Source organism: Micromonospora sp. DSM 45708 (assembly GCF_039566955.1).
In the GTDB taxonomy this organism is placed as follows: domain Bacteria; phylum Actinomycetota; class Actinomycetes; order Mycobacteriales; family Micromonosporaceae; genus Micromonospora.
The window spans coordinates 146,489-167,092 of the sequence record NZ_CP154796.1; the positions used below are offsets into that span (position 1 = coordinate 146,489).

Below are 20,604 nucleotides of genomic sequence, written 5' to 3' on the forward strand. Positions count from 1 at the left end.
AAAGAAGGACGCCATGGAGACCCCGACGACCGCCGACCTCTACGACCGGCACGGCGACGCCCTCGGCTCGTGCGACACCCAGCTCCGCCAGTTCGGCGGCGTCCGGGTCTTCGCCGGCCGTGCCGTCACGGTGCGCTGTTTCCAGGACAACGCCCTGATCAAGTCGATCGTGGCCGAACGGGGCGAGGGGCGGGTGCTGGTGGTGGACGGCGGCGGCTCGCTGCACACCGCCCTCATGGGCGACCTGATCGCCGGCGCCGCCGCGGCGAACGGCTGGGCCGGCGTGGTGATCAACGGCGCGGTCCGCGACGCGGCGGCCCTCGGCGCCCTGCCGATCGGCATCAAGGCGCTCGGCACGAACCCGCGCAAGAGCGCCAAGACCGGTGCCGGCGAACGGGACGTGTCGGTGTCGTTCGGTGACTGCGTCTTCCCGCCGGGCGCCCTCGTGCACGCCGACGACGACGGCGTCGTCGTGCTGCCGGTCGCCGGGCGGGACTAGCCCTCGCTGGCCGGGTGGGGGGCGATCTGGCCCTGGCGCAGGCGGGCGGCGCACAGCTCGGCCAGCTTCGCGTACGCGGGCGCGCCGATCAACGCGGTCAGCTCCGGGCCGTAGGAGACGTACATCGGGTCGGCGCCGACGTGCGCGTCCGTGGAGGAGGTGCACCACCAGTCCAGGTCGTGCCCGCCCGCGCCCCAGCCGCGCCTGTCGAACTCGGCCAGCGTGGAGATCAGCACCTTGGTGTTGTCCGGCCGTGTGTGCCACTCCTGGTCCCGGCGGACCGGCAGTTGCCAGCAGACGTCGGGTTTGTACTCCAGCGGGTGCACGCCGTCGCGCAGCGCCTGGGCGTGCAGGGCGCAGCCGCCTCCGGCCGGGAAGTCGGCGTCGTTGAGGAAGACGCAGGGGGCGTCCACGTCCCGGGTGGCGGTCCGTCGGGCCGGCGTCTTGCCGTCGACCGTGTCGTTCTCGGTCCAGTTCTTGAAGCCGCGACGGAAGTGCTGCCAGGTCTCCGGCGTGAGCCGCTTGACCGCGGCCCGCACCCGCTTCTCGTCGTCGGCGTCGGTGAAGAACGCGCCGTGCGAGCAGCACCCGTCGGCGGCCCGCCCGGCGACGATGCCGTGGCAGCCCTGACCGAAGATGCACGTCCAGCGGGAGAGCAGCCACGTCAGGTCGGCGCGGACGACGTGCTTCGGGTCGGCCGGGTCGACGAATTCGATCCACTCGCGGGGAAAGTCCAGCCCGACCTCGCGGCTGCGCGGGTCCGCCGGGTCGTCCACCAGCACGCGAAGCTCGATCTGCCCTGTCACTCGGACCAGCGTACGCGCGCTTTCCCCGCCCGGCCGGCGAGCCGACGAAACGTGTTGCCCCTAGGGTCTTCCCCATGCGACTGGGTGTCCTCGACGTCGGTTCCAACACGGTGCACCTGCTGGTGGTCGACGCCCATCACGGCGCGCACCCCTGGCCGGCGCACTCCGAGAAGGTGGTGCTGCGCCTGGCCGAGCAGATCGGCCCGGACGGCGCGTTGACCGACGCCGGCGCGGACGGGCTGGTCAAGGCGGTCGGCATGGCGCGGGCGGCGGCCGACGGGCTGGGCGCCGAGGACCTGCTGGCGTTCGCCACCAGCGCGGTCCGCGACGCCACCAACGCGGGCGAGGTGCTGGCCCGGGTCCGCGACGAGACCGGCGTACGTCTGGAGGTGCTCTCCGGCGCGGACGAGGCGCGGATGACGTTCCTCGCGGTGCGGCGGTGGTTCGGGTGGTCCGCCGGCCGGCTGTTGGCGATGGACATCGGCGGCGGCTCGCTGGAGCTGGCCGCCGGCATCGACGAGCACCCGGACGTCGCGGTCTCGCTGCCGCTCGGCGCGGGCCGGCTCAGCCGGGAGCGGCTGGCGGTCGATCCGGCCGGTCTGATGCCGCCGTCCGCGGAGGCCGTGGAGGGGCTGCGGGAGTACGTGGACGCGCAACTCGACCCGGTGGTGGAGCAGTTGACCGAGGTGGGCTGGGAGCGTCCGGTGGCAAGTTCGAAGACATTCCGCACGCTGGCCCGGCTGGCCGGCGCCGCGCCGTCCGGCGCCGGGCTCTGGGCCCGGCGCAGCCTGACCCGTACCGGGCTGCGGCAGGTGCTCGGCTTCGTCCGGCACATCCCACCGGCTCACCTGCCCGAGCTGGAGGGGGTCAGCGCGCAGCGGGCCCACCAGCTCCTCGCGGGCGCGGTGGTGGCCGAGGCGGTGATGAGCCGGCTCGACGTCGACAGTCTGGACATCTGCCCGTGGGCGTTGCGGGAGGGGGTCATCCTGCGCCGGCTGGATCAGCTCGCGCCGATGTGATCCGGGGCGCTCGCTTCGGGCGCTTTGCGGGTGCTCGTCCCGATGCCTCCTGGCGGGTGCGGCTACCCTGAGGGGCGTGACTTCCCGCGTCCCGGTGCTCCTGTCCACGTCCTCGGTCTTTCCCGAACGGACCGCGGCGGCGTTCCAGCTCGCCGCCGCGCTCGGGTACGACGGCGTCGAGGTGATGGTCTGGACCGACCCGGTGAGCCAGGACGCGGGCGCGCTGCGCGGCCTCTCCGAGCACTACGGCGTCCCGGTGCTCTCGGTGCACGCGCCGTGCCTGCTGGTCACCCAGCGGGTGTGGAGCGCCGACCCGTGGGAGCGGCTGCGCAGGGCCGCCGAGCTGGCCGAGACGCTCGAAGCGCCGACCGTGGTGGTGCACCCGCCGTTCACCTGGCAGCGTGACTACGCGCGCACGTTCGGCGACGGGCTCGACGCCATCGCCGGGCGGTTCGGCGGGCTCCGCTTCGCGGTGGAGAACATGTTCCCGGTGCGGATGGCCGGCCGGCAGTTCGTGCCGTACGTGCCGGGCTGGGACCCGACCGACACCGGCTACGCCTCCTACACGCTGGACCTGTCGCACTGCGCGGCCTCGCACACCGACGCGCTGGCCATGGCCGACCGGATGGGCGCCGGGCTGGCGCACGTGCACCTGGGCGACGGCACCGGCGAGGGGCGGGACGAGCACCTGGTGCCCGGCCGGGGCGGTCAGCCCTGCGCGGAGCTGCTCCGTTCGCTGGCCGGGCGTGGCTTCACCGGCTCGGTCGCGGTGGAGGTGACCACCCGGGGCGCGAAGAGTCGCGCGGTCCGCGAGGCGGATCTGCGCGAGGCGCTGGAGTTCGCCCGCGCGAACCTGACCGCGCCCTCCCCGGTCGACGCCTGACCGGCCGGGCCGGCGTCAGCGGCACCCGACGCGGCGGACCCGGAACCGGGCCGCCGCCCGGACGTCAGCTCACCGGGGCGAGCGGCTGGGCCGGCACCGGCTGCTCGCCGACCGCGGCGCGCTTGCGGGCCCGGTGCGCCGCCACGTGCGAGCGGGTGGCGCAGCGCTCCGAGCAGAACCGCCGGCAGCAGTTGGACGAGGTGTCCAGGTAGACGTTGCCGCAGCGCTCGTCCGCGCAGACGCCGAACCGGGCGCTGCCGTACTCGCAGAGCCAGACCGACAGGCCCCAGACCGCGCCGGCCAGGTATTCGGCGGAGACCGAGGCGCCCCGGCTGGTCACGTGCATGTGCCAGTCGGAGGAGTCGTGCCCGGAGATGCGGGGCTGCACCGGGAACGCCTCCAGCAGCGCGTTCAGCTCCGTCACCGCGTCGGCGTCCCGACCGGAGGTGCCGTACTCGAAGACGTCCCGGAGGCGCTTCTGCGCCCGCCGGAAGATCGCCAGGTCCCGCTCCGCGACCTCGTCGCGCATCCAGGCGTTCTCGTCCGGGAAGAGGGCCCGCAGGCCGTCCAGGTCGTCCAGCCGGGCGTTGACGAGCTCGACCCCGGTCCGGGCGTACGCGTCGAAGTTCACGGACCAACGGTAGACGACTCAGCGCGGACGTGGCGCGTCGATGTAGTGGGGCAGAAACCGCGCGTAACCGTCTGTGATGAGGCTCTCGCTTTCGCGTACGCCCACGCCGGCCGACTCGCCGTCCACGACCCAGCTTCCGAGCACCATGTGGTTGCCGTCGAACCGGGGCAACGCGCGGAACTCCTGGAAGCAGAAGCCCTCGTCGCCGTAGATCCCCGGGTTGGTGATCTCCGTGCCGGCGGTCACGATGCGTACCGAGCCGCCCTCGCGGCCGAGCAGCGGCTTGGCCACGTACTCGGTCATCTGACGGGGCGAGTCCAGGTGTGCCGGCAGCAGCAGCTCGTGCCCGGGGTACAGCTCCCAGAGCACGGCCAGCAGCGCCTTGTTCGACAGCAGCAGCTTCCAGGCCGGCTCGATCCAGGTGGTCGGCGTGCCCGGATCCAGCGCCGGCGGCCCGTACGGCTCGGCGAGCATCCACTCCCACGGGTAGAGCTTGAAGCAGGTGGTGATCGGCCGGTCGTCGCCGTCGACGAAACGCCGCCCGTCCCAGCCGACCCGCTGGATCGGCATGAGCGTCACGTCCAGCCCCGCCTGGCGGGCCGTCTCGGCGAGGTAGCCGGCGGTGATCTGGTCCTCGCCCGACTCCTCCTCGTTCGACCAGAGCACGTGCACCCGGGGGTCGTGCAGCCCGGCGCCGATCTTGGCCCACGCGCCGACCAGCCGTTCGTGCAGGCTGTTCCACTGGTCCGCGTCCGGGTGGGTGTGCTCCAGCCAGTACCACTGCACGATGCTGGCCTCGACCAGCGCGGTCGGGGTGTCCGCGTTGTACTCCAGCATCTTCGGCGGCCAGGTGCCGTCGTAGGCGAGGTCGAAGCGGCCGTAGAGCGTCGGCGGGGCCTCCCGCAGCGAGCGCGCGACCGCCTCGGCGGCCCACTCCGGGATGCCGAACTCGGCGTACCGGCGGCGGGCCACCACATGCTCGGCGGCGGCCACCGACATCCGGTGCAGCTCCTCGGTCGCCTCCTCCAGGCGGAGCACCTCGTCCAGCGTGAACGCGTACGCCGCGGTCTCGTCCCAGTACGACATGATCTCGCCGTCGGGCAGCTCGGTGTCGACGTACACCAGGCCCTGGGCCCGGATGGTGTCGTCCCAGTCGGGGCGCGGTGTGCTGGCCTCGCGGCGCACGTCAGCCGCCGCAGGAGGCGAGGAAGGTGCCGAAGCCGCCACGGTCGGGCAGCGCGGCGGTGGATGGCGCGGTGTCGCCGCGCGTGGCGACCGGTGCGGGGACCCGCAGCGCCACCGCGACGGTGTCGCCGCCCCCGCCGGCCGGCCCGAGGGCGCAGTCGTCATCGTCGTCGTCGTAGCCGTTGTTGCAGCCGGAGAGCGCGAGCGCCAGCGCGGTCAGCGCGCCGAGCTGCACGGTGGCGGAGCGGAGCCGGCGGCGGGGGTGTCGTTCCACGTGAACGTTGTAGCCGATCGTCGCCACTTCGGGTACCCGGCGGGAGGTCGGGGGCGGGGGTTACGCTCGGCTCATGCTCCGTTCCGTCATCCTCGCCGCCTCCCGGTCATCCCAGGTGGAGCGGCTCGTCGCGACGGCCCCGTTCACCCGGGACGTCGTCCGCCGGTTCGTCGCCGGCGCCGGCACCGACGACGCGTTGCGCGCGACCCGCGCACTCGTCGGCGACGGCCAAGCGGTCACCCTCGACTATCTGGGCGAGGACACCACCACCCCGGAGCAGGCGAACGCCACCCGGGACGAATATCTCACCCTGCTGCGCCTGCTCGGCGCCGCCGGCCTCACCCCGGCCGCCGAGGTCAGCGTGAAGCTGTCCGCGCTCGGCCAGGCGTTCGACGAGCAGTTCGCGTACGACAACGCGCGGCAGATCTGCGTGGCGGCCGACGCGGCCGGCACCACTGTCACGCTGGACATGGAGGACCACACCACCACCGACTCGACGCTGGACGTGCTGGCCAAGCTGCGCAAGGACCACCCGTCGACCGGCGCGGTGCTCCAGGCGTACCTGCGGCGGACCGAGTCGGACTGCCGCGAGCTGGCCGCCGCCGGGTCCCGGGTGCGGCTGTGCAAGGGCGCGTACAAGGAGCCGGAGTCGGTGGCCTACCAGTCCGCCCGCGAGGTGGACAAGTCGTACGTGCGCTGCATGAACGTGCTGATGGCCGGTGACGGCTACCCGATGCTCGCCACCCACGACCCGCGCCTGATCGCCATCGGCGAGGACCGGGCGCGCTGGTTCGACCGCGACCCGGGCCGGTTCGAGTTCCAGATGCTCTACGGCATCCGCCCGGAGGAGCAGCAGCGCCTGGTCGGCGAGGGTTACACGGTGCGCACCTACGTCCCCTACGGCGACCAGTGGTACGGCTACCTGATGCGCCGGCTGGCCGAGCGACCGGCCAACCTGGCGTTCTTCGGCCGTGCGGTGATGTCGAAGAAGTGAGTCAGTCGTTCGACCAGGTCCGGGTGCAGAGCACGAGGCGGTAGCCGTCCGGGTCGGCGAACGTGATCCCCCACCTGTCCCAGTACGGGCCGGCGGAGACCCTGGTCCCGCCGGCCCGTTCCCGTCTCGCCACCAGGCGAGCGGCATGCCGGTGATCGTGCGACCTCAGGTCGGGTTGGGGTCAAGCCTTGACGCATAAAGCTAATGCCATTAGCTTTATGGCTATGACAGTTAGCCAGGTGGCGCGGGACGGCGGGACGATCGCGTACGAGGTACACGGCGCGGGGCCGCTGGTGGTGCTCGCACACGGCATGGGGGAGAACCGGGCGGCGTTCCGGCACCTGCTGCCGCTGCTGGTGGCGGCCGGCTACCGGGTCGCTCCGATCGACGTACGCGGGCACGGCGACTCCAGCCCGCACTGGCCCACGTACGCCCCGGCCGAGGTCGGTGGCGACCTGCTCGCCGTGGTGCGCGAGCTGGGCGGCGGGCCGGCCACGCTGGTCGGCAGCTCGTCCAGCGGGGCCGGCGTGGTCTTCGCCGCCGCCGACGCGCCGGAGCTGGTCAGCGGCATCGTGCAGATCAGCCCGTTCGTCGGTCAGCCCAAGCCGAATCCGCTGCTGCGCGTCGCGCAGGCCGCCGTGCTGCGCAGCCCACGACTGTTCGGGATGTTCCACCGCACGCTCTTCCCCTGCGGGCGGCCGGCCGACGACGCCGCGTACCGCAAGGAACTGGTCGCCAAGCTGCGCGGCCGGATGGACGCGGTACGCGGCGTGGTCGCGCAGGTCGACCCGCACTGGACCGCGCGGGCACGGGAGGTGCGACAGCCGGTGCTGGTGCTGATGGGCACGAAGGACCCGGACTTCCCCGACCCCGGTGCCGAGGCCCGCGCCGCCCGCCGGCAGTTCGCCGTCGCCGAGGCGCGCATGATCGCCGACTCCGGCCACTACCCGCACGCCGACCAGCCCGACGCCACCTCCGCCGACCTGGTCGAGTTCCTGGCGGTGACCGCGCGTGCCTAGGGCCGGCCTGACCCCGGCGACGGTGGTCCGGGAGGCCGCCGTGCTGGCCGACGAGGTCGGCCACGACCGGCTCACCCTGGCCGCGCTCGCCGGCCGCCTCGGCGTCGCGCTGCCCAGCCTCTACAAGCACGTGCGGGGCGTGGACGCGCTGCACCAGAAGCTCGCCGTGCTCGCCACCACCGAGATCGCCGACGTGCTGACCAGCGCCGCCGCGGGCCGGGCCGGCGACGACGCGTTGCGCGCGGTCGCCACCGCCTACCGGGCGTACGCCCGGCGACACCCCGGCCGCTACCCGGCCACCCAGCGCGCGCCCGACCCCACCGACCCCGAGCACCTGGCCGCCGCCGAGCGCGCGGTCGGCGCGATCTTCGCGATCCTGCGCGGGTACGGCGTCGACGGGGACGCGGCCGTCGACGCCACCCGGATGTTCCGGGCCACCGTGCACGGCTTCGTCACGCTGGAGGCGGCGGGTGGATTCGGGCTGCCCCGCGACGTCGACCGCTCGTTCGACCGGATGATCGACGGGCTCGACCTCGCGTACCGCGGCTGGCGGTCCCGATGAGGGCCGTGCTGCTCGGCGTCATCTTCCTGCTGGAGCTGGCGCTGCTGGCCGCGGCCGGCCTCTGGGGCTGCACGCTCGACGCGGGTTGGCCGGTACGGCTGCTCGCCGGCCTGGGCGCGCCGCTGATCCTGGCCCTGGTCTGGGGGTTGTTCTGCTCGCCCCGCGCCAACGTGCCGCTGCCCGCCCCGGCCAAGCTCGGCGTCCAGGCCGCCTGCTTCCTCACCGGCGGAGTGCTGCTGACCCTGACCGGCCACCTCCTCGCGGGCGCGGCGCTGGTGCTGCTCTGGTCCCTCACCAAGACGCTCCTGATCCGCGCCGGCGACCCCGTCTGACCGCGCTTCCCACCCGGGGCGGCCGGATCTTGGCACGAGGACGCCCTCGGAGGGTCGGATCGATACCAGGATCTCGGTGAACTCCACGAAGCGTGGAAGCCGAGGCCCCCTGTGCGGGCCGTTTTCTTCCAAGATCTGGTGCGGGGATTACTTGCAGACCTCTTTCCCGGAACGCCCGATTGGTCGTACCCTTCGCCGGTGACCGACGGCGACGAGGAGCCCCCGGGCCGGGCAGCCGACGGCGACGAGCCGTGCGTCGGGACCGACGGCGCGGGGCAGCACCCCCGCGCCGAGGCCGACGAGGTGCCGCTGAGCCCGACCCCGGCAGCGAAGACCCCGACGGATGGTCCGCCCCCGTCGCCGCTGGACCCGGTCACACCCCGACCGGACGCGTCCAGCCCGCCAGCGGGAGCCGCGGTCCCGAGCCCTCCTGTGCCCGAGTCGAGCGAGGACAGCAGCCCCGACGCGAGCACCTTCGTGGCCTCGGAGGTGGACGCCTGCGTCCCCGCCGTGACGGCGGCCCTGCCCGAGCCGAGGCCGACCGGCCCCGCCGCGAAGCCGGCCGCTCCGGAACCGAGCCCGGCCACCCCTGCCCCCGTACCACCTGCCCCCGTACCACCTGCCCCGGAACCGTCTGCGCCGACCGCGCCGGAGTTGCCTGGCACGGCGCCACCTGCGCCGGACCCGCCCACGCCGGCATCGACCGCCCCGGCGGCGGGCGCCACACCGCACGCCTCGGCGTCGACCGAACCGGGGTCGACCGCCCCCACGGCGAGCGCCACCGAACCGAGCGAGCCGACGGCGAGCGCCACCGAACCGAGCGAGCCGGCGTCGGTCGTGCCGCCACCGAGCGAGCCGGCGTCGGTCGTGCCGGAACCGAGCGAGCCGGCGTCGGCGGCGTCGAGCGCGGCTCCGCCCGCACCGTTCACCTGGCCGGCACAGGCGGCCGTCGTACCCGCTGTGCCCGCCCCGACCGGGAAACGCCGGCGGTGGCCGCTCTGGACCGTGCTCGGGCTGGCCCTGGGGCTGGTCGCGGGCGCGGTGCCCGGCGTACTCCTGCGGCAGTTGTCGCCGGACGCGGCCGGGCGGCCGGCGGCGGGCCGGGAGGCCCCCGGTACGGCGGCCGAGCGGCAACTCGCCGCGCGGATGGTCGCGCAGCTCGACCGGCAGGGCAGCGCGCTGCTGCGCGGCGACCGGGCCGGATTCCTCGCCGTAGCGGAGTCGACCGTGCGGCCGGCGCTCACCCGGCGGTACGCGGCGCTGCGGGCGCTCCGGGTCACGACGTGGCGGCCGACCACCGAGCGGGTGCCGGTGGCGGTGGACGGGCAGCCCGGTCAGTGGCGGCTGACCGTGACGGTGGGCTACTGCTTCGTGGTGCCGGGTTGCGCGCCGAGCACGGTGGAGCTGGGCACCCGGTGGCGGGTGGTGGGGGAGCAGCCGCGCCTGATCGCGGTGGAACCGTCCCGGACGGACCCGACCGGCGTCCGCCCGTGGGAGGTGGACGAGCTGGCCGTGGCGGTCGGGAAGCGGGCGCTGGTGGCCACCACGCCGGCCCAGCGGGCCAAGCTGCCCGGCCTGCTCGCCCAGGCCGAGGCCGCGGCCCGGACCGCCGACCGGTACGCGGTCGGCCCGCCGCCGGACCGGTACCTGGTCTACTACGCCGGCCGGGCCGAGTGGCAGCGCTGGTACGGCGGTGGCCGCCCGAAGTGGACCGCCGGTTACGCGGTGGGCGTCGGGGGTGGCCGCCACGACGTCGTGCTCAACGCGCAGAGCCTGGCCCCGGCCGGCGTCGACGACCTGCTCCGGCACGAGTTGACGCACGCCGCCTCGCTGCCCGACCAGGGCTACGCGGACCACGCGGCCTGGTGGCTGGTGGAGGGGCTGGCCGAGTACGCCGGCGCGGACGGTCAGCCGGTGGACCGCTACGAGGGCCTGGCCGAGGTGCGCAAGCTGGTCCGGGGCGGGTGGTCCGGCCGGCTCGACGCGGTGGCGCCGGCCGACGACGCGACCGATGCCCGGGTCGGCGGCGCCTACGGCGTCGGGTACCTGGCGGTGCGCCACCTGGTCGACCGGTACGGCGAGCAGCGGGTGCTGGACTTCTTCCGGGCCGTGGTGCACGAGCGCCGCTCCCCGGACGTGGCCGCCGACGAGGTGTTCGGCGACGAGTGGGCGACGCTGCACGACGACTGCGTCGCCTACGTCCGGTCGGCCGCCGGTTGAGCGGCGACCCGACGCGCCGAGGCGTCGACACCGGTCGACGGGTCGTAGCATGGGCCGGGTGGCCCGCACCCCCTCGCCGCGGCTGCCCGCGGCCCGCCGCCCCCGTCTCGTCACCGCCCTCCTCGCCGCCGTCGCGCTGACCGGCACCACCGCCGCCAGGTGCGGTGACGAGACCCCGGCGGTCAGCGTCGCCGCCGTGGGGCGCGCGCCGGTCGCCGAGGTGATCGACGCGCCGGCCACGGTGACCGCCCGGGCCGCGGCGACGCTCACCGCCCCCGCCGACGGCACGGTGGCCGGCCTGAAGGTCCAACCCGGACAGCGGGTCACCCGCGGTCAGGTGCTCGCGGTGATCGACTCGCCGTCGGCGCGGGAGCGCCTCGCCCGGGCCCGGGACGCGCTGCGCGCGGCGAAGCGCGCCGGCCGGGGCGTCGGCGTCGGCGACCTGGGCGGCACCCGGCGCGGCACCGACCGGGCCGCCGACGAGGCGTTCGCCGCCGCCCGCGCCGCCGCCGGCAAGGTCGGCGATCCGCAGGCCCGGGCCGCGCTGCTGCTCCAGGTCGAGTCCGCGCAGCGGCAGTACGCGTCGGCCGCCCGCGCCGCCGACCGCGCGGTGACCGCCGTGCAACGCGGCCTGGCGGGCCTGAACAGCGCCGTCGGCGCGTTGTCGGCCGCGCAGCGCCTCCAGGCCCAGCAGGCGTACGACCTGGCGAAGGCGACCGTCGACGCGTTGACGCTGCGCGCCCCGATCGCCGGCGTGGTGCAGCCGGGCGGTACCCGGGCGGCGGCGCCGACCGACCTGGCCGGGTTGCTCGGCGCGGCCGGCGGCGCGGGGGTGCCCGGCCTCGACCCGTCGGCGTCGGGCGCGGCCGGGTCGGGTGGTGGCCCGACGGCCGGGGTCGACGACGCGGTGCCGGCCGGTGGCCGGGTCACCGCCGGCACGCCGGTGCTGACCGTGGTGGACATCGGCCGGTTGGGCCTGCTCGCCGAGGTGGACGAGACGGACGTGCTGCTGGTCCGCGCCGGGGTGTCCGCCTCGGTGGAGCTGGACGCGGTGACCGGCGCGACGTACGAGGCGACGGTCCGCTCGGTGGACATGCTGCCCACCAGTTCGGCCCGGGGCGGGGTCACCTACCGGGTCCGGCTCGACCTGGGCGCCGGCCGGCTCGGCGAGGAGGCCGCCCCGGCGCCCCGCCCGGGCATGAACGCGGTGGTCCGGCTCCGGGTCCGGGAGGCGACGGACGCGGTGGCGGTGCCGGCCTCGGCGGTCTTCTCCGCCGACGGGCGGGACGCGGTCTGGGTGCTGCGGGACGGCCGGGCGGACCGGGTGCCGGTGACCGTCGGCGTGCAGGGGCAGGATCTGGTGCAGATCGTCGACGGGGTGCGGGCCGGCGACCGGGTGGTGGTGCGCGGCGCCGACCAGGTGCGCGACGGCCAGGAGCTGCCGTGACCGTCGCCGCGATCGAGGCGGTCGACGTCTCCCGCGCGTACGAGTTGGACGGGGTGTCGGTGTCCGCGCTGCGCGGCGTCTCGCTCACCATCGACCAGGGCGAGTACGTGGCGGTGATCGGTCCCTCCGGCTCCGGCAAGTCCACGCTGATGCACCTGCTCGGCGGGCTGGACCGGCCGACCGGCGGCCGGTTGGTGATCGGTGGCCGGGACGTGGCCACGTTGACCGCGCCGGAGCTGGCGACGCTGCGCAACGAGACGATCGGTTTCGTCTTCCAGGCGTTCCACCTGCTGGCCCGTACGTCCGCGGTGGACAACGTGGCGCTGCCGCTGGTCTACCGGGGCGTCGGTGCGCGGCAGCGGCGGGAGCGGGCGGCGGCGGTGCTGGGCCGGGTCGGGCTGGGGCACCGCCTGCACCACCGGCCGAACCAGCTCTCCGGGGGCGAGCAGCAGCGGGTGGCGATCGCCCGGGCGCTGGTCACCGAGCCGGCGGTGCTGCTCGCCGACGAGCCCACCGGCAACCTGGACAGCGTCACCGGCGAGGCGGTGCTGGAGTTGCTGGAGCGGTTGAACGCCGAGTCCGGAGTGGCGCTGGTGATGGTGACGCACGACCAGGAGGTGGCGGCCCGCGCGCGTCGGCGGATCGCGGTCCGGGACGGGCTGATCCGGTCCGACACCGTTCATGATCGACCGGGGTCGGACGGCGTGGGCGGACCTGCGACACTGGAGCACGCTCCCAGCGCGGAGCCCCGGTCCGCGTCCGGAAGCGGCCCGGGGCACCCGTCCGGTGGCTCCGGTGGCGCCACCGGAGCCACCGGACGCCTTCCGCGCGACGGCGACGGGGCGGCCCGGTGAGGCTGGCCGAGGCGTGGCGGGTGGCGCTGGACGCGCTGCGGGCCAACCGGATGCGCAGCCTGCTGACCATGCTCGGCGTGATCATCGGGGTCGCCTCGGTGGTGATCCTGGTGGCCATCGGCACCGGCACGAAGCGGCAGGTCGAGCAGCAGGTCGAGGGGCTCGGCTCGAACCTGCTCCTGGTGGTGCCCGGGAAGATCGAGGTGGGCACCGCGCCGGTGGTGTCGCCGCTGGACCTCAAGGACGTCGACGCCGTCTCCCGGGTGGTCGGCGACCCCGGCCGGGTGGCCGTGACGGTGGCCTCCGGCGCGACCGCGCGGGCCGGCAACCGCTCCGACTTCACCACCGTGCAGGGCGTGCTGGAGACCACCCCGTCGGTGTTCACCCGGTCGTTGGCCCGGGGCCGCTACCTGACCGGGGCCGACGTCGACACCAGCCGCCGGGTGGCGGTACTCGGCGCCTCGGTGGCCCGGACGCTCTTCCCCGACCGTGACCCGCTCGGCCAGCAGGTCACGCTGGCCGGGGTGCGGTTCCGGGTGATCGGTGTCTTCGCCCCGCTCGGGCAGAGCCTCGGCGTGGACCGGGACGACGAGGTGCACGTCCCGGTGACCGCCGCGCAGCGGCTGTGGGGCACCCAGCGCATCGACGGCATCGCGGTCAAGGCGCCGGACCGGGAGCGGATCGACCAGCTCGGCGAGCGGATCGTCGCGGAGCTGTCCCGCCGGCACCCGGACACCGAGTTCAGCGCCGTCACCCAGCAGCAGATCCTCGGCGTGCTCGGCGACATCCTGGGCGTGCTCACCGGCGTGCTCGCCGCCATCGCCGGCATCTCGCTGCTGGTCGGCGGCGTCGGTGTCTCCAACATCATGCTGGTCTCGGTACGCGAACGCACCCGCGAGATCGGCCTGCGCAAGGCGGTCGGCGCCCGGCCCCGGGACATCGGCGTGCAGTTCCTGCTGGAGGCGGTGCTGCTCACCTCGATCGGCGGGCTGACCGGGATGGCGCTCGGGGTGGGCACCGCGTTGCTCGTCGATGCGTTCTCCCCGATCCCGGCCGCGATCACCTGGTGGTCGCTGGCGCTGGCGTTCGGCGTCTCGGCGGCGGTGGGCATCGTGTTCGGCGTGGTGCCGGCGCAGCGGGCCGGCCGGCTCGATCCGGTGGTGGCGTTGCGCGCCGAGTAGGCGGATCCGGACGCGCCACCCGTCCGGGCGAAAAAGCCCTGACGGACGCTCGTCCTGCCATGATCAAAGGTCGGAAGGGATCGCGCCGGTCACAGCCGTCCCGCTACCGTACTCATTACACGCGCGTCGCTCGTCGAGGCGGGAGCACCTGCCCGGTGGCACGCGCCGGGCACGGGAATGGGTCGGTGAGCCATGGCCGGGTCGCAGTCCGACGCACGGCTGTCGGATGTCAGGTTCCTGACCGTCGCCGAGGTGGCCACGGTCATGCGGGTCTCCAAGATGACGGTCTATCGTCTCGTGCACAGCGGTGAGCTGACCGCGGTGCGGGTCGGCCGCTCGTTCCGGGTGCCCGAGCACGCCGTGCACGAATACCTCCGGGGCGCGTTCCAGGAGTCCGCCTGAGCCCTCGGCGACGTCCGCCGAGTGCGACGAAAAGGGGCATCGACGGGGGCGCGTTGGTCCTGCTGACGCACTCCGGCTACCCTGGAGCCCGACCGTGATCGCTTCTGGTGTGCCCGGCCCACCACGCTGGTCCGGTCCGTTGTCCGCAAGCGGGCACGGTGCCACCGGTTGGTGGCGCCTCCCGGTCCGCCCCGCACGTTGCATCGAAAGGCTGTCGTATGGGCTCGGTGGTCAAGAAGCGCCGCAAGCGCATGGCTAAGAAGAAGCACCGCAAGCTGCTGCGTAAGACCCGCGTCCAGCGTCGCCGTCTCGGCAAGTGACCGGGGCCGGGCGCTGACCCGGCACCGGCACCACTTGCCAACTGTCGACCCTCGGAGGCTCAGGTGATCAGGCCGCGGACGTCCCGGCTCGATCCTGCCTGTCGCGCAAGGCGCACGACATGACCCCCGGTGGCACCTCCGGTGCCCCGGGGGTCGTCGTCGTCACCGGGGTCGGCCGTTTCCTCGGCGCCAACGTCGCCGCCCGGCTCGCCGCCGACCCGCGCATCGAGCGCGTCATCGGCGTCGACCCGGCTCCGCCCAACCCCGAGCTGGCCGACCTGCTCGCCGACGTCGAGCTGGTCCGCCTCGACCTCGACTCGCTCGGCGGCCTCCTGATCGACCTCGATGTCGACGCCGTGGCGCACCTGGCACTGGTCACCGCACCCGACGCGCAGCACGGCGGCCGGGCGGCGATGAAGGAACAGAACGTCATCGGCACCATGCAGCTGCTCGCCGCCGCCCAGCGCGCGCCGCGCCTGCGCCGGCTGGTGGTCCGTTCGTCGACCGCCGCGTACGGGGTGTCGTTCCGTGACCCGGCCGTCTTCACCGAGGAGACCGAGCCGCGCGAGGTGCCGCGCGGCGGGTTCGGCCGCGACATCCTCGACATCGAGGGGTACGTTCGCGGCTTCCGCCGCCGCCGGCCCGACGTCACCGCGACCGTGCTGCGCTTCGCGCCGTTCATCGGCTACACGGCCGACACCACGCTCACCCGCTACTTCGCGCAGCCGGTGGTGCCCACCATCTTCGGCCGCGACCCGCGCCTCCAGTTCCTGCACATCGACGACGCACTGACGGTGCTGCACCGGTCGGTCGCCGAGGAGCACCCGGGGACGTACAACGTGGCCGGGCCGGGCGTGTTGTCGCTGTCGCAGGCCATCCGCCGGGCCGGCCGGGTGGCCGTGCCGGTGCTGGAGCCGGGCCTGGCCGGGGTGGCCGCGATCGCCCGCACCCTGGGCTTCGGCCGGTACGGCCTGGACCAGGTCGACCTGTTCGTGCACGGCCGGGTGGTGGACACCACCCGGCTGGAGCACGAGTTCGGCTTCACCCCCCGCTCGACCGCCGCCGCCTTCGACGACTTCGTCCGCGCCCACCACGGCGGGGTGGTGGTGACCCGGGACCAGCTCGCCGCGGCCGAGCAACTGGTGCTGGAGAGCATCCGTCAGGTCCGCTCGACCGTCCGGGAGCGCTCGTGACCAGCCCAGGGGAGCGGTGGGACGCCCGCTTCGACGTGCCCGCGGCCGCGGCCGGGGCCGGGCCGGACCCGGAGCCGGCGCGGCGCAACGGGCACCGGCCGGTCACCGCGCCGGCCGCCCGTCCGCCCGCGCCCGCGGAGCCGGCGGCGGCCGACGAGCCGGACACCTCGACCGACGAGCCGGCCACCCGGAAGACCGTGGCGAAGAAGACCGTGGCGAAGAAGGCGGTCGCGAAGAAGGCGGTCGCGGAGGAGGCGGTGGCGGAGAAGACGGTGGCGGAGAACGCCGCCCCCGGGGACGCGCCGTCCGGGCCGGCGGTGCACGACCGGCCGGGGGACCAGTGGGACCGCCGGGTCGCGCGCGGGCTCGCGTTCCTGCGCCGCCGGCTCGCCGGTGACTACGAGGTGGACGAGTTCGGCTTCGACCCGGACCTCACCGACGCGGTCTTCCATCCGCTGGTCCGGCTGCTCTACCGGGACTGGTTCCGCACCGAGGTCGGCGGCCTGGAGCACGTGCCGACCGAGGGCGCCGGCCTGGTGGTGGGCAACCACTCCGGCACGGTGGCGCTGGACGCGCTGATCCTCTCCACGGCGCTGCACGACCGGCATCCGAGCCACCGCTACCTGCGCCTGCTCGGCGCCGACCTGGTCTTCCGGATGCCGGTGGTGTCCGAGCTGGCCCGCAAGACCGGCGGCACGGTGGCCTGCAACCCGGACGCCGAACGGCTGCTCGGCAACGGCGAGCTGGTCGGCGTGTTCCCGGAGGGCTTCAAGGGGATCGGCAAGCTCTACTCCGACCGCTACAAGCTCCAGCGGTTCGGCCGGGGCGGCTTCGTCTCCGCCGCGCTGCGCACCGGCACGCCGATCGTGCCGGTGGCCATCGTCGGCGGCGAGGAGATCTACCCGATGCTCGCCGACATCAAGCCGCTGGCCCGGCTGCTCAAGCTGCCCTATTTTCCGGTGACGCCGACGTTCCCCTGGCTGGGGCCGCTGGGCATGGTGCCGCTGCCGAGCAAGTGGTTGATCGAGTTCTGCCCGCCGATCCCGACCGCGCACCTGCGGGACTCCGCGGACGACCCGCTTGTCGTGTTCAACCTCGCCGACCAGGTGCGGGAGACCATCCAGCAGACGCTGCACAAGCTGCTCGAACGCCGTCCGGACCCGTTCGGCCCCTGAGCGTCTGGTCAGCCGTGCTGGCGGCGGCGGTGCAGGGCCAGCCCGGCGGTCACCGCACCGGCGAGCAGCCCGGCGGCGACGGTCGAAGGCACGGCGATGCGGACGGCCCGGCGGCCGGTGCGGAAGTCACGGACCTCCCAGCCCCGCTCCCGGGCCCGCCGCAGCAGCTCCGGATCGGGGTTGACCGCGACCGCGCGGCCCACCTCGGACAGCATCGGCAGGTCGTTGGCGGAGTCGCTGTAGGCCGCGCAACGGGTCAGGTCCAGCCCTTCCACGGCGGCGAGCTGGAGAACCGCCTCGGCCTTCGCCGGCCCGTGCATCAGGTCGCCGACCAGCCGACCGGTGTACGCCCCGTCGACCACCTCGGCCACCGTGCCGATCGCGCCGGTCAGGCCGAGCCGGGCCGCGATCACCCGGCCGATCTCCACCGGGGCGGCGCTGACCAGCCAGACCCGCTCGCCCGCGTCGAGGTGGCGCTGGGCCAGCCGGCGGGTGCCGGCCCAGATGCGCGGCGCCATCAGCTCGTCGAAGATTTCCTCGGTGAGCCGTTCCACGTCGTCGACCCGCCAGCCCTGCACGAAGGCGAGCGCGGCCTCCTTGGCCTGCGACATGGTGCCGGCGTCCTCGGTGGCGAGCAGCCGGAACCGGGCCTGCTGCCAGGCGAACCGGGCCAGGTCACCGGCGGTGAAGTAGTTCCGGGCGGCCAGCCCGCGGGCGAACCAGTAGATCGACGCGCCCTGCATCATGGTGTTGTCCACGTCGAAGAACGCGGCGGACGTCGGGTCCGGTGCGATCGTGGTCGCGGGTGCCGCCGGCGTCTCCGCCCAACCGGCGGTGTGCCCGTGGACGTCGGTGCTGACCGTCACCTTGCGGGACCCGGTCACGGCGACCTCCCTCCCTCGACGACCATTCGCGCGTGGCGCGTCGAGCGTATCCGGCGTCCCGTGACGGTCGGGTGTCCGTCGGGAGAAGTGTGGCCGTGCGCTCAGCGGTCGCCGGGGCAGGTGGTCGGTGCCGGCCCGAGCGTGTCGCTGGCCGTCGGCGCGGGCAGCCCGCAGGCGATCGTCTCGCGCAGTGCGTCGGCACGCCGGCCGGCCGCGTCGAGCAGGGCCAGCGAGCGGTGGGTGCGGTCCCGGTCGGCGTGGTCGGGCCGGTCGAGCAGGCCGCTGACCATCCGACGCTGACCGGCGAGGAACGTGTCCACGGCGTCCAGCGCGGTCGGGTCGGAGCGCTGCGCCGCCACCGTGGTCAGCAGGCGTACGCCCTGGCGGGTGTCCGCGTCCATGTCGTCCAGGACGGCGCTGAAGCCGAGCCGGTCGTCGCGGACCGAGGCGGCCTCGTCGAGCCGGGTCCGGGCGAAGTCGAGGAAGAGCTGCCCCCGGCTGATGTCCGAGCTGGCCAGTGCGAGCTGGGCGCGTTCGGTGGAGCGCTTCATGCCGTACAGCGCGTCGCCGGGCAGCGCGTTCTCGCTGGCAGCGGAGATGCCGGAGAGGGCGATCGCGCCGGCGGCCACGCCGACCAGGATCGCGCCCCGGGCCCGCGCCCGGCGGCCGGTGATCGCGGGCAGCAGCGCGCCCAGCCCGCCGGTGCCGGTGGCGGCGGTGACGCCCTCGCGCTCGGCGGTGGCCACGAGCATCGCCCGCAGGCCGGTGCGGAACTCGGCGTCGACCTCGACGGTGGGCCGCTCGACGGTGAGCCGGCGGCCCACCTCCACGAGCGCGGTGAGTTCGCCGTCGGCCCGGGACCGGACGTGGTGTCGGCGTCCGCCGTTGGCCTCGTCGAGGAGTTGCGCGAAGCGCTCGGCTCGCCGACCGGAGAAGAGGTCGCTGTCCACCGCGGGCACCCCCTCTCGCTGGTCACGGCCGGACGGCCGTCGTCGTCACCAGCGACCCGTGGCAGCGTGTGGCCGAGGGTCGACCGGGACGGCCGACCTGACCCGCCGGACCGGGTGGGCCCGGGGGACGCCGGGACAACCACTGGTCGCACCCGGAGAAACGGTTCGCGCCGGTCGCCGGTTACGGGCCGTTCGGGGGCGAAATAACCGGGTGTGACGGCGGTCGCGAGCGCGCCGGGCGCGCGTCATCCACCGGCGTGGGGCCGGTGGACGGGACGGGGATGCGGCGGATCAGGCCTGGAAGCCGTCGGGCAGCAGCCGGGCCAGCGCCCGCACCGCCCGGTACTGCAGAGCCTTGATGGCGCCCTCGTTCTTGCCCATGGCGCGGGCCGTCTCGGCGACCGAGAAGCCCTGGAGGAACCGGAGCACGATGCATTCCTGCTGCTCCGGGTTGAGCTGCTTGACGGCGGTGAGCAGGGCGACGTTGGTGATGTGCTCGACCACCGCCGCCTCCGGGCTGCCCTCCGGCCCGCGGTCCTCCCGGTCGGCGTCGAGGACGTCACCGGTGGTCACCTCCAGCCGGTAGCGCCCGGACTTGAAGTGGTCGGCGACCAGGTTGCGGGCGATGGTGACCAGCCAGGCGCCCAGGTCGCGCCCCTGCCAGGTGAAGCTGCCGATGCGTTTGAGCGCGCGCAGGAACGTGTCGGAGGTGAGGTCCTCGGCGAGTTGGCGGTTGCCGACCCGGAAGTAGACGAACCGGAAGACGGTGTCGACGTACCGGTCGTAGATCAGGCCGAACGCCTCGGCCTCGCCGGCCTGCGCCCGCTCGACCAGCGCCCAGACCTCGGTGGCCGGGTCGGACGGGTCGGGGCGGCTCGGGAAGCCGGTGGCCGGCGGGGCGGCCGGGACGGCCGGCAGTACCGCGGTGTCGCCGACGGTCACCACGGGCAGCACCGCGGTCTCGGCGGCGGGGGGTTCGGCGCTGGTCGCCGCGTCACCGCGTCGGGCCTGGGCCGGCGGGACGGTCGGGCGGGGCGGGGCGCCGACCCGACCGGCGGCGGGTTTCGCGTTGCCGCCGGGTGGGGCCGGGCGCAGCGGCGCCTCGTTGCCGTGGTGCGCGCGGCTCCGGGCCCGCCATCCCTCACCGCGCACCGCGAGCAGGCCGTCCGCGCGTGGCGCGGGATCGGCGCGCTCGTTGAGCGGATTCCGCTGGGTCGGGCCGGTCACCCCGGCCGGCCGTTCCGCGTAACCGAACGTGGTCACCGTGCCTCCCCGGTCCAGGTGGGCAGCGACCTCACCGGGCGCCGCCGTGGCGGCGCCGCGGGGCCGGGTACGACCCGGTGGGGCGCGGCCGGTCCGGGACGTGCCGGCGGGCGGCATATCCCCTTGAGGTGCTGGTCCAATGCGCTCACGGGCACGGGGGCCTCCTCGGGCTGAGGGGTGTCGACTCACGTCAAATGGGGTGAGCCGACCCGAGTGATGATAGGCCCAACGTCACCCGCGCGTGGCAAGTCCGTTACACAGAGCGGAAGTATTTCCCGCGTGGTCGCACTCCTACCGGACCGGTTGTCCGTCGCCAGTGGTTGACTTTCGCGCGACAACCTGGTCGGGAGTGGAACGTCCAGGTGGCGGGCGATTTTCCTGCCGCTCGGCGTGTCGTGGGCGCGGTTCGTGAGGCTGTGTCCGCGCGCCCCGTCGATGGCCGGTGAAGATCCCGATCCCACCCGTGGGAATCCCGTCCACTACCAATTGCGATCTCGTCCGGCGGACCCGG

22 protein-coding genes and 1 pseudogene are annotated in these 20,604 nt (G+C 74.6%); 15 read left to right on the plus strand and 8 right to left on the minus strand.

Annotated elements, in window-relative coordinates; translation table 11 throughout:
* Positions 1–13: 13 nt before the first annotated feature.
* Entirely contained in the window at positions 14–499 is a 486-nt protein-coding gene (rraA, locus tag VKK44_RS00755; RefSeq protein WP_343444884.1) for a ribonuclease E activity regulator RraA, read from the plus strand.
* Here the strand turns inward: rraA and VKK44_RS00760 are convergent.
* On the minus strand, positions 496–1,305 hold the full coding sequence (locus VKK44_RS00760) for a hypothetical protein (RefSeq protein WP_343444885.1): 810 nt from the start codon (positions 1,303–1,305) through the stop codon (positions 496–498). The genes rraA and VKK44_RS00760 overlap by 4 nt on opposite strands.
* Positions 1,306–1,379: 74 nt before the next feature.
* Between VKK44_RS00760 and VKK44_RS00765 the strand changes: the two genes are divergently transcribed.
* Both VKK44_RS00765 and VKK44_RS00770 read left to right on the plus strand, forming a co-directional pair.
* Complete coding sequence (locus VKK44_RS00765) at positions 1,380–2,324, plus strand: Ppx/GppA phosphatase family protein (RefSeq protein ID WP_343444886.1); 945 nt, start codon at positions 1,380–1,382, stop codon at positions 2,322–2,324.
* 76 nt (positions 2,325–2,400) lie between these two features.
* Positions 2,401–3,207 (plus strand): sugar phosphate isomerase/epimerase family protein, encoded by an 807-nt coding sequence (locus VKK44_RS00770; RefSeq protein ID WP_343444887.1) that lies wholly within the window; start codon positions 2,401–2,403, stop codon positions 3,205–3,207.
* 64 nt (positions 3,208–3,271) lie between these two features.
* Here VKK44_RS00770 and VKK44_RS00775 read toward each other — a convergent pair whose 3' ends face one another.
* The 3 genes from VKK44_RS00775 to VKK44_RS00785 are packed head-to-tail and all read right to left on the minus strand — an operon-like array spanning position 3,272 to position 5,297.
* Positions 3,272–3,838: a CGNR zinc finger domain-containing protein gene (locus VKK44_RS00775; RefSeq protein ID WP_107160407.1), complete on the minus strand. Its 567-nt coding sequence runs from the start codon at positions 3,836–3,838 to the stop codon at positions 3,272–3,274.
* A gap of 18 nt (positions 3,839–3,856) precedes the next feature.
* Entirely contained in the window at positions 3,857–5,023 is a 1,167-nt protein-coding gene (locus VKK44_RS00780) for a glutathionylspermidine synthase family protein (RefSeq protein WP_343444888.1), read from the minus strand.
* Between the two features lies 1 nt (position 5,024).
* Complete coding sequence (locus VKK44_RS00785; protein ID WP_343444889.1) at positions 5,025–5,297, minus strand: hypothetical protein; 273 nt, start codon at positions 5,295–5,297, stop codon at positions 5,025–5,027.
* Between the two features lie 73 nt (positions 5,298–5,370).
* Between VKK44_RS00785 and VKK44_RS00790 the strand changes: the two genes are divergently transcribed.
* Positions 5,371–6,291 (plus strand): proline dehydrogenase family protein, encoded by a 921-nt coding sequence (locus tag VKK44_RS00790; RefSeq protein ID WP_343444890.1) that lies wholly within the window; start codon positions 5,371–5,373, stop codon positions 6,289–6,291.
* Position 6,292: 1 nt separating this feature from the next.
* Here the strand turns inward: VKK44_RS00790 and VKK44_RS00795 are convergent.
* A pseudogene (locus tag VKK44_RS00795) lies at positions 6,293–6,412 on the minus strand (VOC family protein); the annotation flags it as partial.
* A 103-nt stretch (positions 6,413–6,515) separates the two neighbouring features.
* On the opposite strand from VKK44_RS00795, the gene VKK44_RS00800 reads away from it, so the two are divergent.
* From VKK44_RS00800 to VKK44_RS00850, 11 genes are all read left to right on the plus strand, one after another.
* Entirely contained in the window at positions 6,516–7,310 is a 795-nt protein-coding gene (locus VKK44_RS00800) for an alpha/beta fold hydrolase (protein ID WP_343444891.1), read from the plus strand.
* On the plus strand, positions 7,303–7,872 hold the full coding sequence (locus tag VKK44_RS00805) for a TetR/AcrR family transcriptional regulator (protein WP_343444892.1): 570 nt from the start codon (positions 7,303–7,305) through the stop codon (positions 7,870–7,872). The genes VKK44_RS00800 and VKK44_RS00805 overlap by 8 nt, the downstream gene beginning before the upstream one ends.
* Positions 7,869–8,204, plus strand: coding sequence for a YrdB family protein (locus VKK44_RS00810; RefSeq protein WP_343444893.1), 336 nt, complete (start codon positions 7,869–7,871; stop codon positions 8,202–8,204). The genes VKK44_RS00805 and VKK44_RS00810 overlap by 4 nt, the downstream gene beginning before the upstream one ends.
* A gap of 960 nt (positions 8,205–9,164) precedes the next feature.
* On the plus strand, positions 9,165–10,424 hold the full coding sequence (locus VKK44_RS00815) for a hypothetical protein (protein WP_343444894.1): 1,260 nt from the start codon (positions 9,165–9,167) through the stop codon (positions 10,422–10,424).
* A 49-nt stretch (positions 10,425–10,473) separates the two neighbouring features.
* The gene (locus tag VKK44_RS00820) at positions 10,474–11,871 is read left to right on the plus strand and encodes an efflux RND transporter periplasmic adaptor subunit (RefSeq protein ID WP_343444895.1); all 1,398 of its coding nucleotides are present in this window, start codon (positions 10,474–10,476) and stop codon (positions 11,869–11,871) included.
* Positions 11,868–12,725, plus strand: a complete 858-nt coding sequence (locus VKK44_RS00825; RefSeq protein WP_343444897.1) for an ABC transporter ATP-binding protein — start codon at positions 11,868–11,870, stop codon at positions 12,723–12,725. The genes VKK44_RS00820 and VKK44_RS00825 overlap by 4 nt, the downstream gene beginning before the upstream one ends.
* On the plus strand, positions 12,722–13,906 hold the full coding sequence (locus tag VKK44_RS00830) for an ABC transporter permease (RefSeq protein ID WP_343444898.1): 1,185 nt from the start codon (positions 12,722–12,724) through the stop codon (positions 13,904–13,906). The genes VKK44_RS00825 and VKK44_RS00830 overlap by 4 nt, the downstream gene beginning before the upstream one ends.
* A gap of 192 nt (positions 13,907–14,098) precedes the next feature.
* A complete protein-coding gene (locus tag VKK44_RS00835; RefSeq protein ID WP_013288759.1) occupies positions 14,099–14,308 on the plus strand; it encodes a helix-turn-helix domain-containing protein in 210 nt (69 codons plus the stop codon).
* 218 nt (positions 14,309–14,526) lie between these two features.
* A complete protein-coding gene (locus tag VKK44_RS00840) occupies positions 14,527–14,628 on the plus strand; it encodes a 30S ribosomal protein bS22 (protein WP_007465623.1) in 102 nt (33 codons plus the stop codon).
* Between the two features lie 119 nt (positions 14,629–14,747).
* On the plus strand, positions 14,748–15,821 hold the full coding sequence (locus tag VKK44_RS00845; protein WP_343444899.1) for an NAD-dependent epimerase/dehydratase family protein: 1,074 nt from the start codon (positions 14,748–14,750) through the stop codon (positions 15,819–15,821).
* Positions 15,822–16,093: 272 nt separating this feature from the next.
* On the plus strand, positions 16,094–16,996 hold the full coding sequence (locus VKK44_RS00850) for a lysophospholipid acyltransferase family protein (protein WP_458351647.1): 903 nt from the start codon (positions 16,094–16,096) through the stop codon (positions 16,994–16,996).
* Positions 16,997–17,004: 8 nt separating this feature from the next.
* Here VKK44_RS00850 and VKK44_RS00855 read toward each other — a convergent pair whose 3' ends face one another.
* The 3 genes from VKK44_RS00855 to VKK44_RS00865 form a co-directional block, all read right to left on the minus strand.
* Positions 17,005–17,880, minus strand: a complete 876-nt coding sequence (locus VKK44_RS00855; RefSeq protein ID WP_343444900.1) for an HAD family hydrolase — start codon at positions 17,878–17,880, stop codon at positions 17,005–17,007.
* A gap of 101 nt (positions 17,881–17,981) precedes the next feature.
* On the minus strand, positions 17,982–18,830 hold the full coding sequence (locus tag VKK44_RS00860) for a DUF5667 domain-containing protein (protein WP_343444901.1): 849 nt from the start codon (positions 18,828–18,830) through the stop codon (positions 17,982–17,984).
* Between the two features lie 291 nt (positions 18,831–19,121).
* On the minus strand, positions 19,122–20,093 hold the full coding sequence (locus VKK44_RS00865; protein ID WP_343444902.1) for an ECF subfamily RNA polymerase sigma factor, BldN family: 972 nt from the start codon (positions 20,091–20,093) through the stop codon (positions 19,122–19,124).
* Between the last annotated feature and the right edge of the window lie 511 nt (positions 20,094–20,604).

Coding starts and splice junctions, on each gene's coding strand:
- rraA (WP_343444884.1), top strand. CDS start 14: ATGGAGACCCCGACGACCGCCGACCTCTACGACCGGCACGGCGACGCC.
- VKK44_RS00765 (WP_343444886.1), top strand. CDS start 1,380: ATGCGACTGGGTGTCCTCGACGTCGGTTCCAACACGGTGCACCTGCTG.
- VKK44_RS00790 (WP_343444890.1), top strand. CDS start 5,371: ATGCTCCGTTCCGTCATCCTCGCCGCCTCCCGGTCATCCCAGGTGGAG.
- VKK44_RS00800 (WP_343444891.1), top strand. CDS start 6,516: ATGACAGTTAGCCAGGTGGCGCGGGACGGCGGGACGATCGCGTACGAG.
- VKK44_RS00810 (WP_343444893.1), top strand. CDS start 7,869: ATGAGGGCCGTGCTGCTCGGCGTCATCTTCCTGCTGGAGCTGGCGCTG.
- VKK44_RS00820 (WP_343444895.1), top strand. CDS start 10,474: ATGGGCCGGGTGGCCCGCACCCCCTCGCCGCGGCTGCCCGCGGCCCGC.
- VKK44_RS00835 (WP_013288759.1), top strand. CDS start 14,099: ATGGCCGGGTCGCAGTCCGACGCACGGCTGTCGGATGTCAGGTTCCTG.
- VKK44_RS00840 (WP_007465623.1), top strand. CDS start 14,527: ATGGGCTCGGTGGTCAAGAAGCGCCGCAAGCGCATGGCTAAGAAGAAG.
- VKK44_RS00845 (WP_343444899.1), top strand. CDS start 14,748: ATGACCCCCGGTGGCACCTCCGGTGCCCCGGGGGTCGTCGTCGTCACC.